Annotated in this window: 23 protein-coding genes; 18 read left to right on the forward strand and 5 right to left on the reverse strand. The window is 70.0% G+C overall.

Features of this window, described 5'->3' with window-relative positions; translation table 11 throughout:
- Positions 1-141: 141 nt before the first annotated feature.
- Positions 142-1,950 (forward strand): glycoside hydrolase family 15 protein, encoded by a 1,809-nt coding sequence (locus ACVTJA_RS52330; RefSeq protein ID WP_465832440.1) that lies wholly within the window; start codon positions 142-144, stop codon positions 1,948-1,950.
- A 76-nt stretch (positions 1,951-2,026) separates the two neighbouring features.
- Here ACVTJA_RS52330 and ACVTJA_RS52335 read toward each other — a convergent pair whose 3' ends face one another.
- Together ACVTJA_RS52335 and ACVTJA_RS52340 are read right to left on the reverse strand one after the other, a co-directional pair.
- Positions 2,027-2,596 carry a hypothetical protein gene (locus tag ACVTJA_RS52335; RefSeq protein WP_465832442.1) on the reverse strand — a complete coding sequence of 190 codons (570 nt, stop codon included), beginning with the start codon at positions 2,594-2,596 and terminating at the stop codon, positions 2,027-2,029.
- A 96-nt stretch (positions 2,597-2,692) separates the two neighbouring features.
- Entirely contained in the window at positions 2,693-3,697 is a 1,005-nt protein-coding gene (locus tag ACVTJA_RS52340) for an SDR family NAD(P)-dependent oxidoreductase (protein WP_465832443.1), read from the reverse strand.
- Positions 3,698-4,255: 558 nt separating this feature from the next.
- Here ACVTJA_RS52340 and amrB point away from each other — a divergent pair.
- A complete protein-coding gene (gene amrB, locus ACVTJA_RS52345) occupies positions 4,256-5,068 on the forward strand; it encodes an AmmeMemoRadiSam system protein B (protein ID WP_465832444.1) in 813 nt (270 codons plus the stop codon).
- A gap of 20 nt (positions 5,069-5,088) precedes the next feature.
- Complete coding sequence (locus tag ACVTJA_RS52350; RefSeq protein WP_465832446.1) at positions 5,089-5,304, forward strand: hypothetical protein; 216 nt, start codon at positions 5,089-5,091, stop codon at positions 5,302-5,304.
- 9 nt (positions 5,305-5,313) lie between these two features.
- On the opposite strand, the gene ACVTJA_RS52355 is transcribed toward ACVTJA_RS52350, so the two are convergent.
- Both ACVTJA_RS52355 and ACVTJA_RS52360 read right to left on the reverse strand, forming a co-directional pair.
- Positions 5,314-5,928: a TIGR02265 family protein gene (locus ACVTJA_RS52355; protein ID WP_465832448.1), complete on the reverse strand. Its 615-nt coding sequence runs from the start codon at positions 5,926-5,928 to the stop codon at positions 5,314-5,316.
- Between the two features lie 148 nt (positions 5,929-6,076).
- Positions 6,077-6,397, reverse strand: coding sequence for a DUF3817 domain-containing protein (locus tag ACVTJA_RS52360; protein WP_465832449.1), 321 nt, complete (start codon positions 6,395-6,397; stop codon positions 6,077-6,079).
- 169 nt (positions 6,398-6,566) lie between these two features.
- Between ACVTJA_RS52360 and ACVTJA_RS52365 the strand changes: the two genes are divergently transcribed.
- From ACVTJA_RS52365 to ACVTJA_RS52380, 4 genes are all read left to right on the forward strand, one after another.
- Positions 6,567-6,971 carry a hypothetical protein gene (locus ACVTJA_RS52365; protein ID WP_465832451.1) on the forward strand — a complete coding sequence of 135 codons (405 nt, stop codon included), beginning with the start codon at positions 6,567-6,569 and terminating at the stop codon, positions 6,969-6,971.
- On the forward strand, positions 6,968-8,131 hold the full coding sequence (locus ACVTJA_RS52370; RefSeq protein ID WP_465832453.1) for a hypothetical protein: 1,164 nt from the start codon (positions 6,968-6,970) through the stop codon (positions 8,129-8,131). The genes ACVTJA_RS52365 and ACVTJA_RS52370 overlap by 4 nt, the downstream gene beginning before the upstream one ends.
- 106 nt (positions 8,132-8,237) lie before the next feature.
- Positions 8,238-9,326: an AmmeMemoRadiSam system radical SAM enzyme gene (gene amrS / locus ACVTJA_RS52375; protein WP_465832455.1), complete on the forward strand. Its 1,089-nt coding sequence runs from the start codon at positions 8,238-8,240 to the stop codon at positions 9,324-9,326.
- A 136-nt stretch (positions 9,327-9,462) separates the two neighbouring features.
- Positions 9,463-9,924 (forward strand): hypothetical protein, encoded by a 462-nt coding sequence (locus ACVTJA_RS52380; RefSeq protein ID WP_465832456.1) that lies wholly within the window; start codon positions 9,463-9,465, stop codon positions 9,922-9,924.
- 6 nt (positions 9,925-9,930) lie between these two features.
- On the opposite strand, the gene mobA is transcribed toward ACVTJA_RS52380, so the two are convergent.
- Positions 9,931-10,545, reverse strand: coding sequence for a molybdenum cofactor guanylyltransferase (gene mobA, locus ACVTJA_RS52385; protein WP_465832458.1), 615 nt, complete (start codon positions 10,543-10,545; stop codon positions 9,931-9,933).
- Positions 10,546-10,898: 353 nt separating this feature from the next.
- Between mobA and ACVTJA_RS52390 the strand changes: the two genes are divergently transcribed.
- From ACVTJA_RS52390 to epsU, 11 genes are all read left to right on the forward strand, one after another.
- Entirely contained in the window at positions 10,899-12,161 is a 1,263-nt protein-coding gene (locus tag ACVTJA_RS52390) for a molybdopterin molybdotransferase MoeA (protein ID WP_465832460.1), read from the forward strand.
- Entirely contained in the window at positions 12,158-12,316 is a 159-nt protein-coding gene (locus tag ACVTJA_RS52395) for a hypothetical protein (protein WP_465832461.1), read from the forward strand. Before ACVTJA_RS52390 ends, ACVTJA_RS52395 begins: the two co-directional genes overlap by 4 nt.
- Positions 12,313-13,704, forward strand: coding sequence for a formate dehydrogenase accessory sulfurtransferase FdhD (gene fdhD / locus ACVTJA_RS52400; RefSeq protein WP_465832463.1), 1,392 nt, complete (start codon positions 12,313-12,315; stop codon positions 13,702-13,704). The genes ACVTJA_RS52395 and fdhD overlap by 4 nt, the downstream gene beginning before the upstream one ends.
- A gap of 346 nt (positions 13,705-14,050) precedes the next feature.
- Positions 14,051-15,523, forward strand: coding sequence for an exopolysaccharide biosynthesis polyisoprenyl-phosphate hexose-1-phosphate transferase EpsZ (gene epsZ / locus ACVTJA_RS52405; RefSeq protein WP_465840735.1), 1,473 nt, complete (start codon positions 14,051-14,053; stop codon positions 15,521-15,523).
- 143 nt (positions 15,524-15,666) lie between these two features.
- Positions 15,667-17,229 carry an exopolysaccharide biosynthesis flippase gene (wzx, locus tag ACVTJA_RS52410; protein ID WP_465832465.1) on the forward strand — a complete coding sequence of 521 codons (1,563 nt, stop codon included), beginning with the start codon at positions 15,667-15,669 and terminating at the stop codon, positions 17,227-17,229.
- A 20-nt stretch (positions 17,230-17,249) separates the two neighbouring features.
- The gene (epsY, locus tag ACVTJA_RS52415; protein ID WP_465832467.1) at positions 17,250-17,885 is read left to right on the forward strand and encodes an exopolysaccharide export protein EpsY; all 636 of its coding nucleotides are present in this window, start codon (positions 17,250-17,252) and stop codon (positions 17,883-17,885) included.
- A gap of 4 nt (positions 17,886-17,889) precedes the next feature.
- Positions 17,890-19,146: an exopolysaccharide export protein EpsX gene (gene epsX / locus ACVTJA_RS52420; protein ID WP_465832469.1), complete on the forward strand. Its 1,257-nt coding sequence runs from the start codon at positions 17,890-17,892 to the stop codon at positions 19,144-19,146.
- Positions 19,147-19,157: 11 nt separating this feature from the next.
- Positions 19,158-19,334: a hypothetical protein gene (locus tag ACVTJA_RS52425; protein WP_465832470.1), complete on the forward strand. Its 177-nt coding sequence runs from the start codon at positions 19,158-19,160 to the stop codon at positions 19,332-19,334.
- Positions 19,335-19,365: 31 nt separating this feature from the next.
- On the forward strand, positions 19,366-19,770 hold the full coding sequence (gene epsW, locus ACVTJA_RS52430; protein ID WP_465832471.1) for an exopolysaccharide biosynthesis response regulator EpsW: 405 nt from the start codon (positions 19,366-19,368) through the stop codon (positions 19,768-19,770).
- A gap of 2 nt (positions 19,771-19,772) precedes the next feature.
- Positions 19,773-21,290, forward strand: coding sequence for a PCP family exopolysaccharide biosynthesis protein EpsV (gene epsV / locus ACVTJA_RS52435; RefSeq protein ID WP_465840736.1), 1,518 nt, complete (start codon positions 19,773-19,775; stop codon positions 21,288-21,290).
- A gap of 42 nt (positions 21,291-21,332) precedes the next feature.
- Positions 21,333-22,580, forward strand: coding sequence for an exopolysaccharide biosynthesis GT2 family glycosyltransferase EpsU (gene epsU, locus ACVTJA_RS52440; protein ID WP_465832473.1), 1,248 nt, complete (start codon positions 21,333-21,335; stop codon positions 22,578-22,580).
- Position 22,581 lies beyond the last annotated feature (1 nt).

Below are 22,581 nucleotides of genomic sequence, written 5' to 3' on the forward strand. Positions count from 1 at the left end.
CGCGCAGCAGTGAATGAATGAGCGTGCGGACCGCGCTCCACGCCACGCCCTCCCCCCGAGGAACACGGCAAGCCCCTGCCCGCTCGCCCGCTCAGGTGCCCGGGGCAGGGAGGCAGTCACGGCGCGACCTACCTTTCACGGATGGCGCTCCCCCTCGAAGCGTACGCCCTCGTCGGAGACACCCACAGCGCGGCCCTGGTGGGCACGGACGGCTCCGTCGACTGGCTGTGCTGGCCGCGCTTCGACTCGGATGCGTGCTTCACCGCGCTGCTCGGCAACGGGGACCATGGCCGCTGGCGCATCGCCCCCAGCATCCCCGTGCGGGGTGTCCGCCGCCGCTATCGGCCCGACACCCTCGTGCTCGAGACGGAGCTGCACACCACCACCGGCGTCATCCGCCTGCACGACTTCATGCCCGTGCGCGCCGAGACACCCGAGCTGATCCGCATCGTGGAGGGCGTCTCGGGCCACGTGCCCGTGCGCTTCGAGCTCGCCCCGCGCTTCGGCTACGGCGACCGCACGCCCCTGGTGCGTGCGCTTCCCGGTGGCGCCAGCGCCCGGGCCGGCCCTGATGCCCTCTTCCTGCACACGGACCGGCCGCTGCGCGAGGAGGACGCGCGCCTCCTCACCGACTTCACCGTCCACGAGGGCGAGCGCGTGCCCTTCGTCCTCTCCTGGCACCCGTCACACCTGTCGCCGCCGCCCGTCCGCTCGGAGCCGCTCGCCGCGCTGGAGAACACCTGCCGCTGGTGGACCCGGTGGGCCCGGCGCTGCGTCTACGAAGGCCCGTGGCGCTCGCAGGTGGTGCGCTCGCTCATCACCCTCAAGGGGCTCACGTACTCACCCACGGGAGGACTGGTGGCCGCGCCCACCACGTCCGTCCCCGAGCGGCTCGGCGGCGTGCGCAACTGGGACTACCGCTACTGCTGGGTGCGCGACGCCACGCTCACCCTGCTCGCGCTGCTCCACGCCGGCTACACGCAGGAGGCTCGCGACTGGCGCGACTGGCTGCTGCGTGCCGTCGCAGGCGAACCGGATGAATTGCAAATCATGTACGGCGTCGCCGGAGAGCGCCGCCTCACCGAATTGGAGTTGCCCTGGCTGCCCGGCTACGAGGGCTCGCGTCCGGTGCGCATCGGCAACGCGGCCGTCAATCAGCTCCAGCTCGACATCTTCGGAGAGATTGCCGACTGCCTCTACCAGGCCCGCATGCACGGCGTTCCGCCCGACGACGAGGCGTGGGACGTGGGCGTCCACCTGCTCCACTTCGTCGAGGAGCACTGGCAGGAGCCCGACGAGGGCATCTGGGAGGTGCGCGGCGGACGGCAGCAGTTCACCCACTCGAAGGTGATGGCATGGGTGGCGTTGGACCGGGCCGTGAAGGCCTCGGCGCTGCGCAAGCTGGACGGCGCCCAGTTGGAGCGCTGGCGCACCCTGCGAGACAGGATGCACGCCGACATCTGCGCGAACGGCTACGACGCCCGCCGCAATACCTTCACGCAGACGTACGGCGGCACCGCGCTCGACGCGAGCCTGTTGATGCTGCCCCTCGTCGGCTTCCTCCCGCCCGAGGACCCGCGCGTGCGCGGCACCGTGGACGCGATTCAGCGCGAGCTGTGCCACGGCGGCTTCGTGCGCCGCTACCACACGCACGAGACGCGCGACGGCCTGCCTCCAGGAGAAGGCGTCTTCCTGCCGTGCAGCTTCTGGCTCGCGGACGCGCTGGCCCTGCTCGGCCGCGAGGGCGAGGCGCGCGAGCTGTTCGAGCACCTGCTCTCGCTGTGCAACGACGTGGGCCTGCTATCCGAGGAGTACGACCCGGAGCAGCGCCGGCAGTTGGGCAACTTCCCCCAGGCCTTCAGCCACCTCGCGCTGGTGCGCACCGCGCAGAACCTGTCGGGTGCGAAGGGCCACTTCCCTGACGGCCATCAAGACGAGGCCCGGACATGAAGAGCCCCGGCACGCGACGGAAGGACTCCGTCACGCCCGGGGCTCGTGGCTTCTTCAGCCGTGAAGCGGGTACGGCCTAGAAGTAGCCGCCGATGGTGGTGTTGACGCTGAAGGCCACGTCCACGTCATCGCCCAGACCGAAGGCCAGGCGCGGGCCAGCGCCCACGAAGAAGTGGTCCGTCACGTGGAACAGGAAGGGCGCGTACCCCTCCAGGACCACGGTGATGTCGCCGCCGGTGAGGTACGGGCTGGCGAAGCCGAACACGTCGTCACCCAGCCACAGCGAAATCTGGGCCTTCGGCCACACCGACACCCGGTCGGTGAGGGGGATGTTGTAGCCGCCGCGCACGTTGAGCCCGAAGCCCACCGGGTCCTCGCCCTCGGCGAACGCCGCGCGAAGCTGCAGGCCGGTGCCGACCGACAGGTTCTGCTTGAGGAAGTAGTCCGCGCCCGGCTCCAGGGAGATGAAGCCGATGCCGTCGCCCTGCGTGGAATAGCCGAGGCTGGCGGAAGCGTCCGTGCTGATGACGATCTGCCCGGCGTTGCCGAAGCTGCCACCGCCCGACCCAACCTCCTGCGCCCCCGCCGTCGCCGACACCATGAGCCCGGCCACCGCGGCCAGGGTCTGCCACTTGATTGCCTTCATTGAAGCGTCCCTCCGTTGCGTGAGCCCGGCTGAACCAACCCGGGCGCTCCGGCGGCCCCTTCTAGCGAAAGGGCGGGGAGGAACAGCATTTTTTTATCATCTGTGTGCGACAACCCCCACCAACCCCCGCGCCCCCAGGGCCGCCCCACCCAGCACTCCGCCGGCCAGCGCCGCCAGCCCCACCACGGCCGTGAAGCGCTTCCACCTCGGCGTCGGAGGCACACTGCCGTAGGGGCCCACGCCCTGGGGCACGGGCAGGAAGAGGTTGCCTTCGCGGCGGTGCACGGGCTGCTCCTCCGTCTGCATCCGCGCGCCGTAGCGGCCCAGGATGAAGTTGCCCACGAACGGCGCCACCTTGTTCATCCACAGCGTCAGTTTGCCCTGGAGGAAGACCGGCACCACCGTGCGTCCGGGCCTGCGCGCGCACCGCACCACCGCGCGTGCGACGAGGTCCACGTCGTACGTGGGCGGCACCGGCACGGGCTTGCGGTCCAACTGCGTGGGCGCGTGGTCGAACATCGGCGTGGACACCGACGGCACCAGCACGTTGGACACGTGGATGCCGGTGCCGTGCAGCTCGAGCGCCAGCGCCTTCGCCCAGCCCAGCGTCGCGTGCTTCGACGCGGTGTACGCGGACAACAGCGGCGCGGCGCCCTTGGACAGCATGGACTGCACGTTGAGGACGTGGCCGCTGCCCTGCTTCCGGAAGTGCGGCAGCACCGCATGGGCGAAGCGCAGGAAGCCCAGGCACGTGACGTCCACCGTGCGCTGGATGTGCTCCCACGGGAGCTGGTCGAAGTAGCCGTACGTCTGCACCGCCGCGTCGTTCACCAGGAGGTCGATGCGGCCGTAGCGCGCCAGGCACTCGCGCACCACGCGCTCCACGTCGCCGGCCACCGTCACGTCGCCGGGCACCACGAGGCACTCGCCGCCCGCGGCCTCCACCTGCTTCTGGAGCGACTCCAGCGCCTCGCGCCGCCGCGCGGTGACGCACAGCCTCACGCCCTGCTCCGCCAGACGCACCGCGGACTGCCAGCCCACTCCGCTGGAGGCTCCGGTGACGATGGCGACCTTCCCCTTCAGTTGCTCGCGGCGGGCCATGTGCGCACGTCCCCTCTTCCGTTGGACTCCAGGGACGATGCGGCGCGACTCCCGGGGCGGTAACCGGGCCGCGCTCCGAGCCCTGCCCGCCCGCCTGCTCCACGTCGAGGGAGGAAGACACGGACAAGGGGGACGGCCGGTGGAGGAGTAACAGCAGCCCGGCCGACCCCCTGTCCGCTCGTCCCGCGCTCCCAGTGGGCGCTTGCCACCGGGGAGGAGTGCCCGGGACGTATTCCCTACGAGGAGCACCCCGCCCCGAATGGGAAGGCGGGCGCCTCGTGACACGAGCCGTCACAGAGCAAGTAACGCGCCACGACGAATAGCCCGTGGAAACGCCCGGAACAAGGAAGTCAGGTGCGACCTGGAAGATCTTTGATTCCCGACTTCGGGATCAACGCGTCCCATCTGCGGACAGTGCCTTCGCGTCCATTCCCAGACACACATTCGTGCAATTCCAATCAGACTCCCGTCCGCCCGGCAGCGGCCCGGCTGGGTGGGCGGGGTTCCCGCATGTCATCCTTGGCAACGGGCAGAAGCAGAATGACCGGATGGGGGACCATGTCACGTGTGCGACTTCCCGCCGCGGCGGGCTCCTTCTATCCCTCCAGTCCTTCCGCCCTGGCCACCGAGGTGGACCGGTGCCTCGAGCGGGCGTCTGTCGAATCCCCCGGCCGGCCCGCGGCGCTCGTCGTGCCGCACGCGGGATATGTGTATTCAGGCCCGGTGGCGGCCACGGCCTATGCGACGCTGCGCGCGTACCAGGGCCAGACGCCGCGCGTGCTGCTCCTCGGGCCGTGTCACTTCGTGCCGCTGAAGGGGCTCGCGTACCCGGACGTGGACGTGCTGTGCACGCCGCTGGGCGAGGTGCCGGTGGACGAGGACCTGCGGCGGCGCGCGTCGGCGCTCCGGCAGGTGAAGGCCTCCACGGAAGCCCATGAGGCGGAGCACTCGCTGGAGGTGCAGCTGCCCTTCCTGCAGCGTGTGCTGGGGCGCTTCCGGGTGCTCCCCCTGGTGGTGGGCAGCGCGCGGGCCGAGGAGGTGGAGGCGGTGCTCGACGCGCTCTGGGATGTCGACGTGCTGCCTGTCGTCAGCTCGGACCTGTCGCACTACCTGCCGTACCAGGACGCTCGGGCGGCCGACCGAGAGACGGCCGAGCGGGTGCTCACGCTCGACGGGCCGCTGGACGCGGGCAGTGCCTGCGGCGCGGCGGCCATCAGCGGCTTGCTGCTGGCGGCGCGCAAGCGCGGGCTGCGTCCGCGGCTGCTGGACCTGCGCAGCTCGGGAGACACGGCGGGCGGGCAGGACGAGGTGGTGGGCTACGGCGCCTTCGCGTTCTACCCGCCCACCGAGAGCCCCGGCACGCCGTCCTGAGTCCGAGTCCTTCGCCGCGGATGTGCACCCCCGGGCACTCCGCCACGCGGAGCGCGAGCAAGGGCCCGGACGTCGTCCCCATCCCCGCCGACGCCACCCTGCGCGTGCCACAGGGCTTCTCCGTCAACATCTACGCGGAAGGTCTCCAGCAGCCCCGGTGGATGACGCTCACGCCCGAAGGGGACGTGCTCGTCGTGGAGAGCCGCGTCCGCTACGACGGGGCTCCGGCGAAGTAGCCGCGCGCCTCAGATGTCCCAGGCCAGCGTGTACTCGCTGTCGAGCAGCGACGTCTGCCACCCGTGCACCTGGATGTCCTGCGCGCCCACGGCCCGCAGCGCGCCCTCGAGCATGCCTTCGTTGTAGGCGACGGGGGTGAAGATGCGGCGCATGTGGATGCGGCCGGCGCGCGGGCCGGTCCACTCCACCTGCAGCTCGCCGAAGTTGATGGCCATGCGGTAGGCCTCGGGCAGCATCTCCACGAGGCGCTTCGGCTCGCCGCCCACCTGGCTGCGCACCTCGGCGCCGAACATGGAGTTGATGAAGGCCAGCGTGCCCTGCACGCCAATCTGCCGCATCGACTCCTCCACGCCGCCGAGCTGCGGAGCCAGGAGCCTCGCCGCCGCGAAGAACAGGCGCATGAAGGGCGGCACGGGGTACAGCTCGGACGGGTCCATGTCCGGCGGGAAGTCACCGCCCTCGACGATGCGCGACACCGCCTGCTCGCCGCCGAGGAAGCGCACGGTGTCGAGCACCGCGACGAAGTGCATGCCGCGGATGCCCTCCGTGGTCTCCACGAGGGCCAGCCGTGACTGCAGCTCGCGCTCCACGTCCTCTGGCGTGTCCCACTTTCCGCGGTCCATGTTCGTCAGCCCCCGGTGCATTTTTCGGCTGGCGACTCTCGCACGGCTTGCGTGCGCGTGCGAACTCCTTGCGGCCTCTATCGCAACAGGTCTGCCGCTGTGAGCCCGATGCAACACGTCCGGTGAAACCGTTCTCCGGCCCGCCGCGTCAGGGCGTGGGCTGCACCGCCGCGCCCTGCGCCTCCTCGCGCCGCAGCCGAGCGTCGAGCACGAAGGTGCCGAAGGGCAACAGCGACGAGGCGAAGGCCCCCAGCACGCGCACGAGCGGCCAGCGGTACGCGATGGCCACCTCCATGAGCGCGAAGAGGAACAGCACGAAGAGCAGCCCGTGCGCCAGGCCCACCACGCGCACCGCCAGCGGCATCCCCGCCAGGTACTTCAGCGGCATCGCGACGAAGAGGAGGAGGACGAAGGACAGGCCCTCGAGCAGGGCCACGGCGCGGAAACGGCCAAGAGACGTTTTGAGCATGGGGCTCTCCGCACCCTGCTTCTCACCCCGCGCGCCTCCGGTCCATGCGTCAGGGTGACGCACCCTCGGCCCGGCTGCCCTTTGGCCATGCGCCGGCCGGGGCTCACGGTATGATGCAACACGTGCGGTGAGTGAAGCCCGCGACTCCACTCCTGGAGGGGGGAATACCATGGCGGACGATGACAAGCTGACAGGGACACTCAAGGTGGCTCGCGCGGACCGGAAGGGCGCGAAGCTGGTACTGGAGCGGCCGCAGGGGACGCTCAACACCGTCGCCATGCGGTTGGTGGTGAGCGGGAAGATGGTGGGCCAGACGCGCCGGCAGTTCCACAGCGACGTCTTCTCGGGCCAGCAGACCCTCACGCTGCCCGACGACTTCCTGCCCTCCGCCGAGCAGGGCTGGGTACGGGCCACCTTCTCCGTGGCGGACCCGGCGGGGGCCGGCGCCACCTTCGTGGAGAAGGGCACCCTCGTGCTTCCGAACGGGCAGCAGGAACTGCTCTGGGACAATTTCAACCTGCCCTCGGGCGCGCTGGCGGACTTCATCAACCTCACCTGGGTCGTGACGGAATGAGGGCGGCGCTCACGGCCTTCCTTCTTCTCTGCTGCACGGCGGCGTGGGCGCAGGACGCGGGGACTTTCGACGCGGGCACGGCCGAGTTGGACTTCCCCAACTTCCTGCGCGGAGGCTCCGAGGCCGCCGCGGGCCTGGACATCGCCACCGCGGGCGAGGTGGTGCACCCGTCCAACCCCGCCGCGCTGGTGGCCAGCCTGCGCAACGCGGGCGCCGTGCTGGAGGGCGGGCAGACGTCCTTCGTGGTGCAGTTCAATCCCTACCTCCTCACGACGGGCTACGAACAGCTCTACCCGGAGGCGCGCGCGGCGCGGAAGCAGCGCCTCAACCGCTACCTGCAGGACAGCGCCGTCACCCTCGCGATTGCTGACGAGACGCCCTACGAGGGGCTCAGCTTCGACGAAGGCCGCTTCGCCACGGTGATGGCGGGCGCGTCCGTGGACGTCTTCGGTGAGCGGAGCATCTACGGAGACGCGTACAGCGCGTGTCTCGACAAGGTGCTCGCGGACGAGAGCCTCTATCAATTTCCCGACGAGCCGCTGCCGCTCGAGTTCGACACTCCCGAGGCGTACCAGAAGGCCAAGGCGGACCTCCCCGCGGCGATGGAGCGCGCGAGGCAGGACGGCATCCAGAAGGTGCGCCAGGGGTTGAGCGCGTGCGCGAAGCAGGTGCGCGCAGCCTCGAGCGCCCTGTTCCTTTCGGTAGGAGGCCGGTGGGTGACACCGGGGCTCAAGTCGCAGGAGGGCGACGGCGTGTCCATCCAACGCGGCTTCGGCGCGGCCACGCTGGAGCTGCTGTCCGGCGGCGACGCCAGCGTGGAGGCGACGCTCCAGCTGCGAGCGCTGTACGAGCGGCAGAGCCCGGGCGTGCCGATGAGCAAGTGGCTGGACGTGGGCTTCTCGGTGGGCGTCGCCTCGCCGCGCCTGCTGTTCCGGGTGGAGGCGACGCAGTCCTTCGCGAAGCTGGAGGACACGGACACGAAGCGCGCGAGCGTCGTGGCCGCCACGCGAATCGTCCTGGCGGATAACCTGACGGTGGGGCTCGGCATACAGGGGAACGGGGAGGACATGAGCGATGCGCTGGGCCAGGTGCATCCGAGCCTCACGTTGAACTTCGCGGACCTGCCGACGCTGCTCCAACCGCTGAAGCCTCCGGGGTGACACGTCCGCCCACCGCGCGAGCGGCCGGGCCATGTCGGCGGTGCGCGGGGCCTGACGTTAGCGATTGTCCTTTCGGGGCCCGAGGGGCCGGGGGGAGGACTTCGTCATGAGCACCGCGTTTCCCGCTCGCTGGTGGCACAAGCTGGAGGACGGGCGTGTGCAGTGTGATTTGTGCCCGCGCGACTGCAAGCTGAACGAGGGGCAGCGCGGCTTCTGCTTCGTGCGCCAGCGCGTGGGCGAGGGGATGGTGCTGGACACGTATGGGCGCTCGTCGGGCTTCTGCGTGGACCCGATTGAGAAGAAGCCGCTCAATCACTTCCACCCGGGGAGCAGCGTGCTGTCGTTCGGCACGGCCGGCTGCAACCTGGGCTGCCGCTTCTGCCAGAACTGGGACATCTCCAAGTCGCGCGAGCAGGACACGCTGGCGGACGAGGCCTCGCCGGAAGCGATTGCGAAGCATGCGGCACGGATGGGGTGCCGGAGCGTGGCCTTCACGTACAACGACCCGGTCATCTTCGCCGAGTACGCGATGGACGTGGCGGATGCGTGCCATGCGCTCGGGGTGGAGACGGTGGCGGTGACGGCGGGCTACATCCACGCGGAGCCGCGGCGGGAGCTCTACGCGAAGATGGACGCGGCGAACGTGGACCTGAAGGCCTTCACGGAGGACTTCTACAAGCGGATTACGTTCGCACACCTGCAGCCGGTGCTGGACACGCTGGAGTATCTGAAACACGAGACGCGCGTCTGGTTCGAGGTGACGACGCTGCTGATTCCGGGGCACAACGACTCGGAGGCGGAGGTGACGCGGCTGTCGGAGTGGATGCTGGAGCACCTGGGGCCGGACGTGCCGCTGCACTTCACGGCGTTCCATCCGGACTTCAAGATGCTGGACGTGCCGGCGACGCCGCCCGCGACGCTGAGCCGCGCGCGAGCGATTGCACGGCGCACGGGGTTGCACCACGTGTACACGGGGAACGTGCACGACACGGAGGGCGACACCACGCTGTGCGCGGGGTGCGGCTCGGCGCTCATCGTCCGGGACTGGTACCGGTTGCTGTCCTATCGCGTGACACCGGAGGGACGGTGTCCGGACTGTGGAGCGGAGGTACCCGGACGCTTCGACGCGGCACCGGGAGCGTTCGGGGCACGGCGGGTTCCGGTGAGGATTCCGTCGAGTGCAACGGGCGTCTGACCCGAGCGCAAAGCTCGACGCATCCCCGGCACGACCTCTAGCATCTCCGCTCAGCGGAGAGCGCGTGGACAGAGAGGCTCCTCCATCCAGCGCCGCATTCTCCGCTGGGGGCTTGATGAAGTGCGGCCAGCGGCGGTTGGGCCTGTTCACGTTGGGTCTTGCGCTCGCCTGCTCGGGCACGCGCCAGTACTACGCACATGCGGAGTCGCCGAGACAGGAGGACAACCCGCTCCTCGGCGTGGCGCCAGATGAAGGGACTGCTGCTGCGAGGCCTGGTGACCCCTCCGCGATTCCGTGGCCCGAGGAAGAGCTCACTCCACTGGCGACCTTGGAAGGTACCGCCATCGTCGCTGCACATGCGGCGCTGGAGCAGGTCATGAAGCGCTTTCCGAAGGAAGCTCGGAAGCAGTGCGCCTTCTCTCCCAAGTCACTGGAGGTGCTGATTGGTCAGAAAGCGGGGTGGTACTTCGTTCGGGTCAACCACCGCGTCGACCAGTGCCCGGGATTCGGTCCGGGCTTCCAAGCAGAGTTCGACTGGTTCGAGCTCTACGCCTACTCCCCCGACGGCCGCCTGGAGCGCTATCCGTACGCCCCTTGAATCGGCTCACCCGCGAGGCAGCGTGACACCGTGCCTCGCGAGGTCCTCGGGGGTGTTCACATTCACCAGGCTGCGCAGCTCCGGGTCCACCGTGCGCAGCGTATCCTCGGGCAACAGTCGCATGCGCACTCGGGACAGCAACTGACGCAGCGACGGGTCCTCCTTCAGCGCCTCGCCCCATGCCGCCGCGAGCACCGTCCGGTACGCGGCGAGCAACGGCTCCAGCCGGCCCGACACCTCGAAGCACACCGCGTCCACCGCGTCGCTCCGTGCGCCCAGCAGCACGCGCAGGGCCTCCGTCGAAACGAAGGGCATGTCGCACGCCACCGCCACCACCCACGGCGTGCGCGCCGCGGTCATCGCCGCGTGGACTCCGCCCGGCGCGCCCTTGTCCTTCACCACGTCCGCCACCGTGCGCAAACCAAAGCGCGCGTAGGGCTCCGGCGCGTTCGCCACCAGCAGCGTGTCCCCGAAGTGGCGTGACTGCGCCAGCAACCGCTCCAGCACCGTGCGGCCATCCACCGACAGCAGTCCCTTCGGCACTCCGGAGAGACGGCGGCCCTGGCCTCCCGCGATGATGGCCAGCGTCACGTCTGGGAACTCGGGTCCGGCGGGTTGCATCGCTCATGCTCCTGGCGGGGTACCTGTGGAATGCTGTGACTCAGCCCACCATGAGTGAAGTGTCCACGTCTCGCCGCTCACCGTTCTTCAGGGTCATACGCGTGGGACGCATCGCCGCCTTCGTCGGGGAGCTGGGTTCCCATCCGCTCCGTCCATCCAGGCTTCGTCCTCGGTCTGTATGTCGCTCCCGTGACGGGCGTGGGCGCACTCGTCGTCATGGCGTTCCGTCTCCTCCTCGGCGCGGAGAAGACCTCCTGACGAACAGTCGCCTGCTCGTGAGGACAGGGAGCAGACATATCGCGGGGCCCCGTGGACAACTGGCAGGGCCCACGGACTAGGCTGCGCCGCCACCCATGCCGCTCACGCCCCTCTCCACCGCCCGGCAGGTCGCGCTCGACGCCATCGCCCCGGCGGCGCCCGAGCGCGTGTCCCTGCTCGACGCGCATGGCCGCTTCCTCGCGGCCGGAGTCACCGCGGCGCGCTCCCTGCCCGGCTGCGACAACTCCGCCATGGATGGCTGGGCCGTGCGCGCCGAGGAGACCCGGGGCGCCAACCGCGACCGGCCCGCACGCCTGCGCATCGTCGATACCGTGTACGCGGGGGCGCTTCCCGCTCGCTCGCTCCAGCCCGGTGAGGCGGCCCGCATCTTCACCGGTGCCCCCATTCCCTCCGGCGCCGATGCCGTCATCCGCCAGGAGGCCGCGCGCGCCAGTGACGATGGCCTCCACGTGGACGTCTTCATCACCGTCCCGCCCGGCCACGACATCCGCCGCGCCGGAGAAGAGGTCGGCGCCGGCGCCCCCCTCTTCGCGCCGGGCCAGCGCGTGGGCGCCGCGGTGCTCGGCGTGCTCGCGTCGATGGGTGAGACGACCGCCTGGGTGCGCCCCTCGCCGCGCGTGGCGGTGCTCGCCACGGGGGATGAGCTCGTTCCTCCGGGGATGCCTGCCCTGCCCCACCAGGTCTACGAGAGCAACCTCATCCTCGTCGCCGCGCTCGCTCGCGAGGCCGGTGCCGACGTGCGGCACCTCGACCGGGCTCGAGACGACGAGGGGGCCTTGCGCGATGCGGTCTCCCGGCTCGCTCCGCGGGTGGACGTGCTCATCACCACGGGTGGCGCTTCCGTGGGTGACAAGGACCACGTGAAGCGCGTGCTGGCCGCGCTCGGTGCCCGCTTCTACGTCGACGGCGTGGCGCTCAAGCCCGGCAAGCCCGTGGCCGTGGCGCGACTCGGGGACACCGCCGTCGTCGTGCTGCCCGGCAACCCGGGCGCGGCCACCGTCGCGTTCGACCAGTTCGCGCGCCCGCTGCTCCTCAAGCGACAGGGCGTCCTCGAAGCGCGCCGCCGCGTCCGCGCTCGCATCTCCGAGGCGCGTCACAAGCAGGCCGGGCTCACGTACCTCATCACCGCCGCGCTGGAGTACTCCGGCGCTGGCGAGCCCGTCGCGCGGCTCCGTCCCCAGGGCGCCGGGCAGATTCTGCAGAACGTCCACGGCGAGGGCTGGGCCATCCTCCCTCCCGGCCAGGCCGACTTCGCCGAGGGCGACACCGCCGAGGTGGAGCTGTTCCACGACGCCGCATACGTCGCGGTGGATGCAGCGCCCGGAGTGCCGGAATGAGCGCCGGCATCTTCGTGGGCAGCACGCTCGCAGTGGCGTCGCGTCACCGTGCCACCAACGCCAGCGTCATCCTCACGGGCGGCGCCGGGCACAGCGTGTTCGCGGCACCGTCACGCAACCGCCCCATTCCCGGCGGCCCGGAGACGCTCTCATGAGCGCCGTGCCCGCGCTGAGCATCGTCGGCTGGTCCGGCTCCGGAAAGACGACGCTGCTCACGAAGCTCATCCAGGAGCTGTCCTCCCGAGGCCTGCGCGTGGCCGCGGTGAAGCACTCCTCGGACGCGCACCCGCTGCACCGCCCGGGCAGCGACACCGCGCGCCTCCACGATGCCGGCGCCGTGCTCACGGGCTTCGCCACTCCGTCCGGCGTGCAGCTCACCACCGGCGACGCTCCCGCGGACGCGCTGCCTCCGCTCCTCTCGCGCTTCGCGGGCGCCGTGGACCTCGTCCTCGTCGAGGGCTGGAAGGACGGCCCACTCCCCAAGCTCGAGCTCTGGCGCGAGGGCCTCGGCCCGCCGCTCGCTCCGTCTCGCCCGGAAGTCCTCGCCCTGCTCACGGACTCCGCCGCGCGTCCCCCGGGCCTCTCCTCCGACGTGCGCATCCTCGACCGCGACGACGTGCGCGCCATCGCCGACCTCCTCCTCCTGCACCTGCGCCCGGGCCGTCGCGGCCCGCTGCCTCCCGTGGACTCACGCGGCGTCACCCGCCGCCCCGTGCAGCGGTGGAGTGGCGTCACCCTGTCCCCCGCCGAGGACGACGACGTCGCCATCGAGGAGCCGCTCGAAATCCGCGTCAGCGGGGACTCCGTCGCCATCACCATGCGAACCCCCGGTCAGGACCGCGAGCTGGCCACGGGCTTCCTCTTCTCCGAGGGCATCCTCCAGAGCGCCGAGGACCTCGGCACGCTCGCCCACTGCGGCCGCCCCGGTGACGAGGGCTGGGGCAACGTGCTCGAAGTCACGCCCGCCTCCGGCGCCACCCTCGACGTGGAGCGCGTGCGCTCCGCCCGCCGGGGCACCCTCACCACGTCCGCGTGCGGCGTCTGTGGCCGGCGCAGCGTGGAGGACCTGCTCGCCGTCTGCCCGCCCGTGCCGCCCGGCCCCCAGCTCCGTCCCGACGCCGTGGCCCGCGCCACCGAGCGCCTACACGACGTGCAGCGAACCTTCGCCCGCACCGGCGGAGTCCACGCCGCCGCCGCGCTCGACGCCGACGGCCACGTGCTCGCCGCCTTCGAGGACGTCGGCCGCCATAATGCCGTGGACAAGGTCATCGGAGCCCTCGTCCTCGCCGGAGCCGTGCATGGCGTGCGGGTCCACCGCGCCCCACTGACGCGTCAACCGACGGTCCTCGCTGTCAGCGGACGCGTCAGCTTTGAAATCATCCAGAAAGCCGCCATGGCCCGCATCCCTGTCGTCGCGGGAGTTTCCGCAGCCAGCTCCCTGGCGATTGAACTGGCGCTGCGTTCCAGAATGACGCTGGCGACGTTCGTCCGGGACGGCCGCTTCAATGTCTACACCGGAGCGGATCGCCTCACCCGCTCGTAACCCCGCGATTCTCCGTCCCACCCCTCCCATGACGCCCTGTAGTCCTGTCGCCGGTGAGATCCAAAGTCAGACCGGCACCGTAGATGCAATCTCGCCCGCCCGGCACCACCTGTGCGGCTCGGAAGGGGGGTGCTCCAAGGATGAGAATTCGAGGGGCCCAATCGACCCGGGACTGGGGTCGGGACGATCCCAAGAATTCACCTCCTGTCACGTCTTACTTGCAGGGCGGCGGTTGCAACGCGACGCAGTATCGGTGATAAGCTTTTCTTTCCGACTTGAAGATTTCTAGCCTCAACGGCATCCTCTGCCTGGACTGAACAATAGCATGCACTCAGCGCAGAGGGGGGTGGAGACGATGAGCAGCGCAACGGCAAGTGCGGCGGTCGGGGCTCCTGAGAATACCTCTCAGGGCGAAGGGCTGGCAGAGGTCCAGGGACCCAAGCTGGCTCCGGGGTTCGCGGCGAAGCTGAACCTGACGGTGGACCTGGCGTTGATGTCGGCGGTGCTGGTCGCCGCCGCGTGGCTCGGCGGGCAGCTCACTGCCGAGCCTGGCTGGGTCGTACCCGGTCTGGTGTTGGCGGCGCTGGTGACGTGGATCATCACTGGCACCGCGCTGTGTCTCTATGACTCGCGCTTCGCCGAGCGCAGCAAGCTGGACCACGTGGCGCTCGTGTCCGTCACGACGCTGGCGGTGGTGACGGTGCTCGCGCTTGGGAGTCTGGCGCTGCCGGACCGCGTGACGATGACGGGCGTGGCGCCGCTGCTGGTCATCTTCTGGCCGGTGGCGCTGCTGCTGCGTCTGTTCGTGTTCCGTCCGGTGGCGGCGAACGAGCGCCCCATGGACTCCGTGCTCATCGTGGGCACGGGCGCCATGGGCCGCTACACGGGCGAGGACCTGGTGAGCCGCGGCCGCCGCCAGGTGCTGGGCTACGTGCGCTTCAACGACGACACCAGCTCGGGCGAGCTGCCCGCTCGCATCATGGGCTCCGTGGATGACCTGGAGCGCATCCTCCGCAACACGGCGGTGGACGAGGTCTACATCGCGGGCAACACGCTGAAGCAGGGCGAGTCCATGCAGGCGGCCATCAAGCTGGCCGAGCGTTTCGGCGTGCCCTTCGCGCTGCCGGCGCACAGCTTCCGCCTGGACCGCGCGCGTCCCATCGAGCGCCGCGCGGTGTCCGACGGCTTCCTGCACTTCGCGGCGGTGAGCCCCAAGCCGCACCAGATGGCGATGAAGCGCCTGTTCGACATCTTCGTGTCCGCGGTGGCGCTGTGGATGCTGCTGCCGCTGCTCGCCTTCGTCGCGGCCGCGGTGAAGCTCACGTCCAAGGGGCCCATCTTCTTCAAGCAGCTGCGCGTGGGGCAGAACGGCAAGCCGTTCTACATGCTCAAGTTCCGCTCCATGGTGGTGAACGCCGAGGAGCTGAAGGAGAAGCTGGCGGCGATGAACGAGCAGACGGGCCCGGTCTTCAAGATGAAGAACGACCCGCGCATCACCGGCATCGGCCGCTTCATCCGCAAGTTCTCCATCGACGAGCTGCCGCAGTTCATCAACGTGCTGCGGGGTGAGATGAGCATCGTCGGCCCGCGCCCGCCGGTGCCCAGCGAGGTGGCCAAGTACGAGACGTGGCAGCGCCGCCGCCTCTCCGTGCGTCCGGGCCTCACCTGCATCTGGCAGGTCTCCGGCCGCAACCAGATTTCCTTCGAGGAGTGGATGTACCTGGACATGCAGTACATCGACCACTGGAGCCTGACGAGCGACCTGACGCTCCTGTTGCAGACGGTGCCGGTGGTGCTCACGGGCCGCGGAGCCAGCTAGTCCGCCGGAGGCGGGCCCTCGCCGGGTCCACTGGCCATCCAGGCAACCAGTCTTGCGGCGGGGGCGGCATTGACGTGCCGCCCCCGCTCGTCTTCTATGCACACGGGCATGACCGGCCAGGGCCGGGGGGGCCCGCATCCATCGTGAACAGTCCCAGCCAATCGATTCCGCAGGACGCCGAAGCGCGAGGTGACTCCTCGCACGAGGCGATGGGCGCGGTCCGCAACGGGCTCCAGCTCGGAGGCTCGTTGCTGGTGACGTACGTCATCGCGATGGGCGTGCGCTTCCTCTTGCCCAAGCACATGGGCGTGGAGCGCTTCGGCAGCTTCAACTGGGCGGACAGCTTCTCCGCCGTCTTCTTCGTCGCCACGCACCTCGGCCTGGAGATGTACATCCGCAAGGAGGTCACCCGCCGGCCCACGCACGCGAGTGACTTCTTCGGCGCCACGCTGCTCATCCGCCTGGGGCTCACCGCGGTGCTGATGGGCGTGCTCGCGCTCGTCATGGCGCGAGACAATCACTCGCTGGAGGTGCGGCAGCTCGTCTACGTCTCCGCGGTGGCGCAGTCGCTGGTGATGATCAACGCGTCCATGGCCGCGCTGCTGCACGCCAAGGGCAAGGTGGCGGGCCTGTCCGTCTCCAACATCGTCACCAAGCTGGTGTGGGGTGGCGGCCTCTTCCTGGCCGTGGTGCTGGACGCGTCGCTGCCTTGGTACGCGGTGTCGCTGGTGGCGTCGGAGGCGGTGAAGCTGGCCGTGGGCTGGTACCTCGCGAAGCAGCACATGGGGCTCGCCTTCAAGGTGGACGTGCCGGCCACGATGACGGTGCTGCGCAAGAGCCTGCCCTTCTTCATCACCGGCGCGGCGCTGGCCACCAACGGGCGCCTGGACGTGATGATTCTGGGCCTGAAGGCCTCGCACGAAGAGGTGGGCTACTACGGCGCCGCGTGGAACATCGCGGGCCTCACCTTCTTCCTCAACCCCGTCTTCGGCTGGGTGCTGATGCCGCTGGCGTCGCGCGCCGCCGAGCGCTCCGAGCAGGAGCTCACCCGGCTCATCCGCCGCGCGCTGGAGGGCACGCTCGCCGTCACCGTGCCGATGATGATGCTCATCGTCCTGGGCGCGCCGCTGTGGGTGGGCCTCCTGGGCGGCAAGTTCGGCCCGTCCGCCATGTCGCTGCGGCTGATGTCGCCGCTGTTCGTGCTGGCCTTCGTGACGATGAACGCCGGCCTCTGGCTCACCATGACGAACCGCGAGTGGTGGGTCACCATCACCAACGTCACCGGCAGCCTGCTGGTGATTCCGGTGCTCAACCTGGTGCTGGTGCCGCGGATGCACGGTGCGCTGGGCGACGGCGGCGGCGCCGCGGGCACCGCGCTGGCGATTCTGCTGATGGAGATTGGCGTCACCATCAGCCTGATGGGCCGCATGAAGGGCGCGGCCTTCGACGCGCGCCTGTTGGGAATGATTGGCAAGACGGCCGCGGTGTGCATCGCCGTGGTCGCGCTGGACCAGACGGTGTTCGCCCCGCTGAATCCGTGGGTGCAGTTGGGAATCGAGGCGGTGGTCTACGTGGTTGGGGTGCTGGCCACCGGCGCGGTGCGGCCGGCCGAGGTCATCCAGGTGGTGCGCCTGGCGCGCCGTCGTGGCCAGCCCGCTCCCGAGGCACAGGCCGCTCCCGCCGTGTCCATCTCACCCGCGCCGTGAAGAGGAACCTCCGTACGCCCATGCCGGCCCCGCTCCGACAGCCTCCGCCCTCCTCTCGCCTCTCACCGCGCGCGCTCTTCGCCTGCGTCGCGCTGCTGCTGGCCTCCGGCTGCGGCGGGCTGGGCAAGTACGTCTGGGTGGACGAGTACCAGGAGAAGCCGCCCCCGCCGGACGCCACCTATCGCATCGCCGCGGGCGACTTGCTCAACATCCGCGTGTGGAACCAGGAGGCGCTCACCACGCAGGCGCGCGTGCGCGACGACGGGCGCATCAGCCTGCTCTTCCTGGACGACGTGGAGGCGGCGGGCCACTCGCCGGCCATGCTGTCGCAGCAAATCAGCACGCGGCTGAAGGACTACATCAACCACCCCGTCGTCACGGTGGCGCTGGAGCAGGCGCGCCCCATCAAGGTGACCATGGTGGGGGAAATCAACCGCATCGGCCCGCTGGAAATCGAGGTGGGCTCCAGCCTCCTCCAGGCGCTGGCGGGCGCGGGCGGCTTCACCGAGTACGCCCACCGGGACCGCGTCTTCGTCATGCGGCAGGAGGACGGCGCTCCGGTGCGCATCCGCTTCCGCTACGACGACCTCATCCGCGCCGAGGGCAAGGCCCCCACCTTCCGCCTGCGTCCCGGCGACGTCATCGTGGTGGAGTGAGCCCATGCTGGGGGGAGTCCTCACCGCCGCGCTGCTGGAGGTGTCCTCCGCCTCCGTCACGTACAGCGTGGCGGCGCGGGTGGACTCGCGCGTGCGCTCCAACGAGGGCGCGACGGAGGATGCCCCCTCCATCGCCGGTGACACGGACATCACCCCCACGCTGGGCCTGGAGTGGCGCGAGGGCAACACCTCCCTCCAGTTGGACTACGCGCCGCGCATCAGCCTGCGCGAGGTCACCGTGCAGCCGCGCACCGAAATCCAGCACTCGGGCCGGCTCGCGGCGAACTGGCGTCCGGACCGCGGGCTGACGCTGCGCCTGAGCGAGGAATTGACGCTGGGCTCCGTCAACCTCTTCACCACGGACGTGACGCCGCTGCCGGACACCGGCACCACGGACCCGGACGGGCCGCTGCGTCCGCCCGAGAACGGCGGCCCGCTGCAGCCGCTGCCCCAGGCGGACACCGTCTACTTCCTCGCCTCCACCAGCACGCTGACGGCCACCACCAACGCCCTGGGCCGGCGGTGGAACCTGTCCGGCTCCACCGGCTTCTCCATCAGCGGCGGCCTCAATGGGGCCGCGCGCGAGGCCGTGCCCATGCAGTACGGCCCGCGCTTCGACGTGTCGCTGAGCCACGCGCTGTCGTCGCTCAGCGCCATCAGCACGTCCGCGTCCGTCAACCACTCGCGCTTCTCCACCGGCGCCAACAACACGGTGGTGACGCTGACGGAGTCCTGGGGCACGCGGTTGGACCGGCGCACCTCCCTCCAGGCGGGCCTCGGCGTCAGCGTCGTGAATTCCCTCGAAGCTCCAACGACCGGCGGGGACGAGGAGCCCACGGGCGAGGAGGCGACGGACGCGCCCCGCACGGAGCTGCTGCCCAACCTGACCTTCTCGGTGAGCCACCGGGTTCCCTCGCGGATGGCGGACTTCAACGGCTCACTGAGCGTGCGCGTGACGCCTTTCGTGGACCGGCTGACAGGACGCGTGTACCCGAGGGCCGACTTCACCCTGGCGGGCACGTGGGCACTGGGACCGCGCGTGCGGGTGTCTCCCTCGGCGGGCACCGCCTTCGCGGTGGGCGGGGCCACGGGGGACCGCATCGTCAGCGGAGGGCTGACGGCCTCGTGGATGCTCACAAGATGGGTCTCGGTGGACGCGGATACGCGGATGACGTCGAGCCGCTCGCCCGAGCTACCGGCGACCCGCCTCACATGGGCTGCCTCGCTGGGCCTGTCCGTGCGGCAAACTGGTATTCTCTGAGGGCGGAAGACATGGCGAAGCTCATCCTGATGTCCGTCCTCTTCATGACCATTACCCTGCCGGCCATGGCGGCGAGGGACCCGCACCCCGTGCGGGGGTTGAAGAAGGCCATCCTCTGGTTCGTCCTCTTCAACGCGGCATACACATACGGCGTCCTCGTCTGGGTGCCGAGGCTCGGGTTCGGCTGAGCAAGAGTTTCCGAAGAAAGGCTGACGACGGATGGAGCCCCAATTGCAGACCGTCTTCCTGGTGGAGGACGCCCCCTTCTTCCGGAAGATGCTGGGCGACTACCTCCGCGACATGGGATTCGACCAGGTGGTGGAGTTGCCCAGCGGACGCGCGGCGCTCAAGCACCTCGAGACGGCCGCGTGCCCGGCCCTGGTGTGCCTGGACCTGACGCTGCCGGACATCTCCGGCTATGACTTGTGTGAGCACATCCGCCGCACCCCGGCCATGAAGGACGTGCCGGTGCTGGTGGTGAGCGCGCGGGATTTGCCCGAGGACAAGGCCCACGCTGAAGAAGCGGGTGCCAACGGCTACCTGGGCAAGCCCTTCACGCAGGAGGAGTTCACCCGGCGCGTGCAGCAGGTGATGAAGGGCTCCGGACCGAGGAGGAAGCCGTGACGATGTCCGCGCCCGGGACTCCCGGGCCGCGCCCGCCGCCGGTGCAGCAGCCCCCCATTCCTCCGATGTTCGTTCCGGAGCGCCCGGAGACGTACGCGCCCGCGGACCTCATCGACTGGGGTCTGGTCATCGACGCGGTGGGCTACCTGAAGAACGCGGTGCTGCGGCACTGGTTCCTCGCGATGGTGGTCGCCGCCCTGGTGTCCGCGATGGCGGTGGGCGTCAGCAAAATCATGCCGCGCAAGTACCACGTGGAAACGCGGATGCTGACGCAACGCAATTTCATCATCTCCTCGCTGGCCAACCCGGGGCGCTCCATCCCCGTGGACGCGGACCAGCCCACGCGCGCGGCGTGGGAGATGATCATGAAGTACGACAACCTCAAGTCCATCGTCCACCAGGCGAAGCTCGTCGAGTACTGGGAGCTGATGCGCTCGCCCATCTCCAAGCTGAAGGAGAAGGTGACGAAGAAGCCGCCGGCGCCCATGGAGGACAAGGCCAAGGAAGAGGCCCTCGTCGCCATGCTGGAGCAGTCGATGATTGTGGGCGTGGAGGGTGGCAGCGGCAGCGTCACCATTGGCGTGGACTGGGGGGACCCGCAGCTCGCGCTGAACATCGTGGAGGCGGCGCAGAAGAACTTCCTCGACATGCGCCAGGCGGCGGAGATGGGCGCGGTGTCCGAGGCGATTACGATTCTGGAGAAGCAGGTGGTGGACGACGCGGAGGCGGTGCGCAAGGCCATCGCGGACCTGGACGCCACGGTGAAGCGCATCGAGCTCAAGCGCCGCAAGGAGGAGGAGAAGGCGGGCAAGAAGGGCACGCCCACGGCGAGCGGCGGCTTCATCAACACGGACCACCTGCTGGCGCAGATGCGCTTCATGATTCAGACGAAGCGCCGCGCCATCGGTGACGTGGAGGAGTTCCGCGCGCGCCGGCTGACGGAGCTGCGCAACCAGCTCTCCGAGCAGCGGGTCATCTACTCGCCGCAGCACCCGGTGATTACGGACCTGGAGCAGCGCATCTCCGCGCTCCAGGAGGACTCGCCGCAGTTGGTGGGGCTTCGCTCGGAGCTGAACGAGCTCATCAACGAGTACATCCGCACCGGCGGCAACCCGGCGGAGCTGGAGTCGGGCCTCTCGACGGCGGGGCTGCCCACGGGCTCTCTGGGCGGGCCGGCCACGTCGGACAACCCCGAGGTGTCGGTGGCGGCGGACAAGGTGCGCATGCTGGTGATGCGGCACCAGGAGAAGATGCGGCGGCTGGACCAGGCGAAGACGGAGCTGGAGATTTCGAAGGCGTCCATGAAGCACCGCTTCAGCGTGCTGGCGCCGCCCGCCTTCCCGGAGAAGCCGTCCAAGCCGAAGGTGCAGCTCATCATCGCCGCGGGCGTGGTGGGTGGCATTGCCATGGGCATCTTCGCGGCGGTGGCGCTGGACATCATCCGCCGGCGGATTCTGGAGCGGTGGCAGGTCGAGCGGCTGCTGAAGCTGCCGGTGCTGGCGGAGCTGGAGCGGCGCTGACCGCGTCTTGAGCGGCGCTGGGCGCCCTCGGGGGAGACTGTCGTGACGGTGTGGACCTGGGTGGATGTGGCGCTGTGCGTGGGGCTGCTGCCGGTGGCGGTGGCATGCGGCTACCTGCTGCTGCTGACGCTGCTGTCGTGGCGGCGGACGGCGCCGGTGCCCCCGGCGCCCACGCGGAAGTTCGACGTGGTGATTCCGGCGCACAACGAGGAGCTGGGAATTGCCCGGACGGTGGCGAACCTGTCCGCGGTGGACTACCCGGGAGCGCTGCGCCGAATCATCGTGGTGGCGGACAACTGCTCGGACTCGACGGCGCAGAAGGCGCGCGAGGCCGGCGCCACGGTGCTGGAGCGGCAGGACAAGGAGAAGCGAGGCAAGGGCTACGCCCTCGCGTACGCCTTCGAGTTCAGCCAGAAGGACGGCTTCGCGGACGCGGTGGTGGTGGTGGACGCGGACACGGTGGTGTCCCCCAACCTGCTGCACGCGTACGCGGCCCGGCTGGAGGGCGGCGCGCATGCGGTGCAGGCGCACTACGGCGTGATGAACCCGACGGCGTCGTGGCGCACGCGCCTCATCACGATTGCCCTGGGCATGTTCCACAAGGTGCGCTCGCTGGGGCGCGAGGCGCTGGGTGTTTCGTGCGGCCTGCGCGGCAACGGCATGTGCTTCACGCACGCGGTGCTGCGCGAGGTGCCGCACGACGCGTTCAGCGTGGTGGAGGATTTGGAGTACGGCATCCGCCTGGGCCGCAAGGGCCACCGCGTGTACTACGCATGGGAGGCGGAGGTGCTCGGGGAGATGGTGTCCGGCGAGAAGCAGAGCCGCTCGCAGCGCCAGCGCTGGGAGGGCGGGCGCCGGCAGATGCGCAAGCTGCACGGGTGGCCACTCCTGGGTGACGCGCTGAAGCAGCGCAGCGGGCTGCTGTTCGACCTGGCCATGGACGTGCTGGTGCCGCCGCTGAGCCAGTTGGTACTGGCGACGGTGGGCGGCGTGGTGGCGGCGGCGGTGGTGACGTGGCTGTCCGGCGGCACGGCGGTGCTGGCGGCGGGCGTGGCGGCCTTCGGTGTCACGTCGGTGGGCGCGTACGTGCTGCGCGGCTGGTGGGTGTCCGGCGTGGGCCCTCGCGGCCTGTTGGACCTGGCCTGGGCGCCCGTGTACGTGGTGTGGAAGGTGGGGCTCATGCTGCGCGGCCCCGGCGCGGAGAAGCGCGGCGAGTGGGTGCGCACCACGCGCGAGGAAGAGGCCCGTACCGACTCCGCGCAGGCCTCGCCGCCGCCCGGCGCTCCCTGAC

It is taken from the genome of Pyxidicoccus sp. M6 (assembly GCF_055568925.1).

Bases quoted from the DNA above. Each gene is read 5' to 3' on its own strand.
- ACVTJA_RS52335 (WP_465832442.1), bottom strand. From the start codon at position 2,596: ATGAAGGCAATCAAGTGGCAGACCCTGGCCGCGGTGGCCGGGCTCATG.
- ACVTJA_RS52355 (WP_465832448.1), bottom strand. From the start codon at position 5,928: ATGGACCGCGGAAAGTGGGACACGCCAGAGGACGTGGAGCGCGAGCTG.
- ACVTJA_RS52390 (WP_465832460.1), top strand. From the start codon at position 10,899: ATGCCGCTCACGCCCCTCTCCACCGCCCGGCAGGTCGCGCTCGACGCC.
- ACVTJA_RS52395 (WP_465832461.1), top strand. From the start codon at position 12,158: ATGAGCGCCGGCATCTTCGTGGGCAGCACGCTCGCAGTGGCGTCGCGT.
- amrB (WP_465832444.1), top strand. From the start codon at position 4,256: ATGTCACGTGTGCGACTTCCCGCCGCGGCGGGCTCCTTCTATCCCTCC.
- amrS (WP_465832455.1), top strand. From the start codon at position 8,238: ATGAGCACCGCGTTTCCCGCTCGCTGGTGGCACAAGCTGGAGGACGGG.
- epsW (WP_465832471.1), top strand. From the start codon at position 19,366: ATGGAGCCCCAATTGCAGACCGTCTTCCTGGTGGAGGACGCCCCCTTC.
- fdhD (WP_465832463.1), top strand. From the start codon at position 12,313: ATGAGCGCCGTGCCCGCGCTGAGCATCGTCGGCTGGTCCGGCTCCGGA.
- ACVTJA_RS52350 (WP_465832446.1), top strand. From the start codon at position 5,089: ATGTGCACCCCCGGGCACTCCGCCACGCGGAGCGCGAGCAAGGGCCCG.
- epsV (WP_465840736.1), top strand. From the start codon at position 19,773: ATGTCCGCGCCCGGGACTCCCGGGCCGCGCCCGCCGCCGGTGCAGCAG.
- ACVTJA_RS52340 (WP_465832443.1), bottom strand. From the start codon at position 3,697: ATGGCCCGCCGCGAGCAACTGAAGGGGAAGGTCGCCATCGTCACCGGA.
- epsX (WP_465832469.1), top strand. From the start codon at position 17,890: ATGCTGGGGGGAGTCCTCACCGCCGCGCTGCTGGAGGTGTCCTCCGCC.
- ACVTJA_RS52365 (WP_465832451.1), top strand. From the start codon at position 6,567: ATGGCGGACGATGACAAGCTGACAGGGACACTCAAGGTGGCTCGCGCG.
- ACVTJA_RS52360 (WP_465832449.1), bottom strand. From the start codon at position 6,397: ATGCTCAAAACGTCTCTTGGCCGTTTCCGCGCCGTGGCCCTGCTCGAG.
- ACVTJA_RS52330 (WP_465832440.1), top strand. From the start codon at position 142: ATGGCGCTCCCCCTCGAAGCGTACGCCCTCGTCGGAGACACCCACAGC.
- ACVTJA_RS52425 (WP_465832470.1), top strand. From the start codon at position 19,158: ATGGCGAAGCTCATCCTGATGTCCGTCCTCTTCATGACCATTACCCTG.
- epsY (WP_465832467.1), top strand. From the start codon at position 17,250: ATGCCGGCCCCGCTCCGACAGCCTCCGCCCTCCTCTCGCCTCTCACCG.
- mobA (WP_465832458.1), bottom strand. From the start codon at position 10,545: ATGCAACCCGCCGGACCCGAGTTCCCAGACGTGACGCTGGCCATCATC.
- ACVTJA_RS52370 (WP_465832453.1), top strand. From the start codon at position 6,968: ATGAGGGCGGCGCTCACGGCCTTCCTTCTTCTCTGCTGCACGGCGGCG.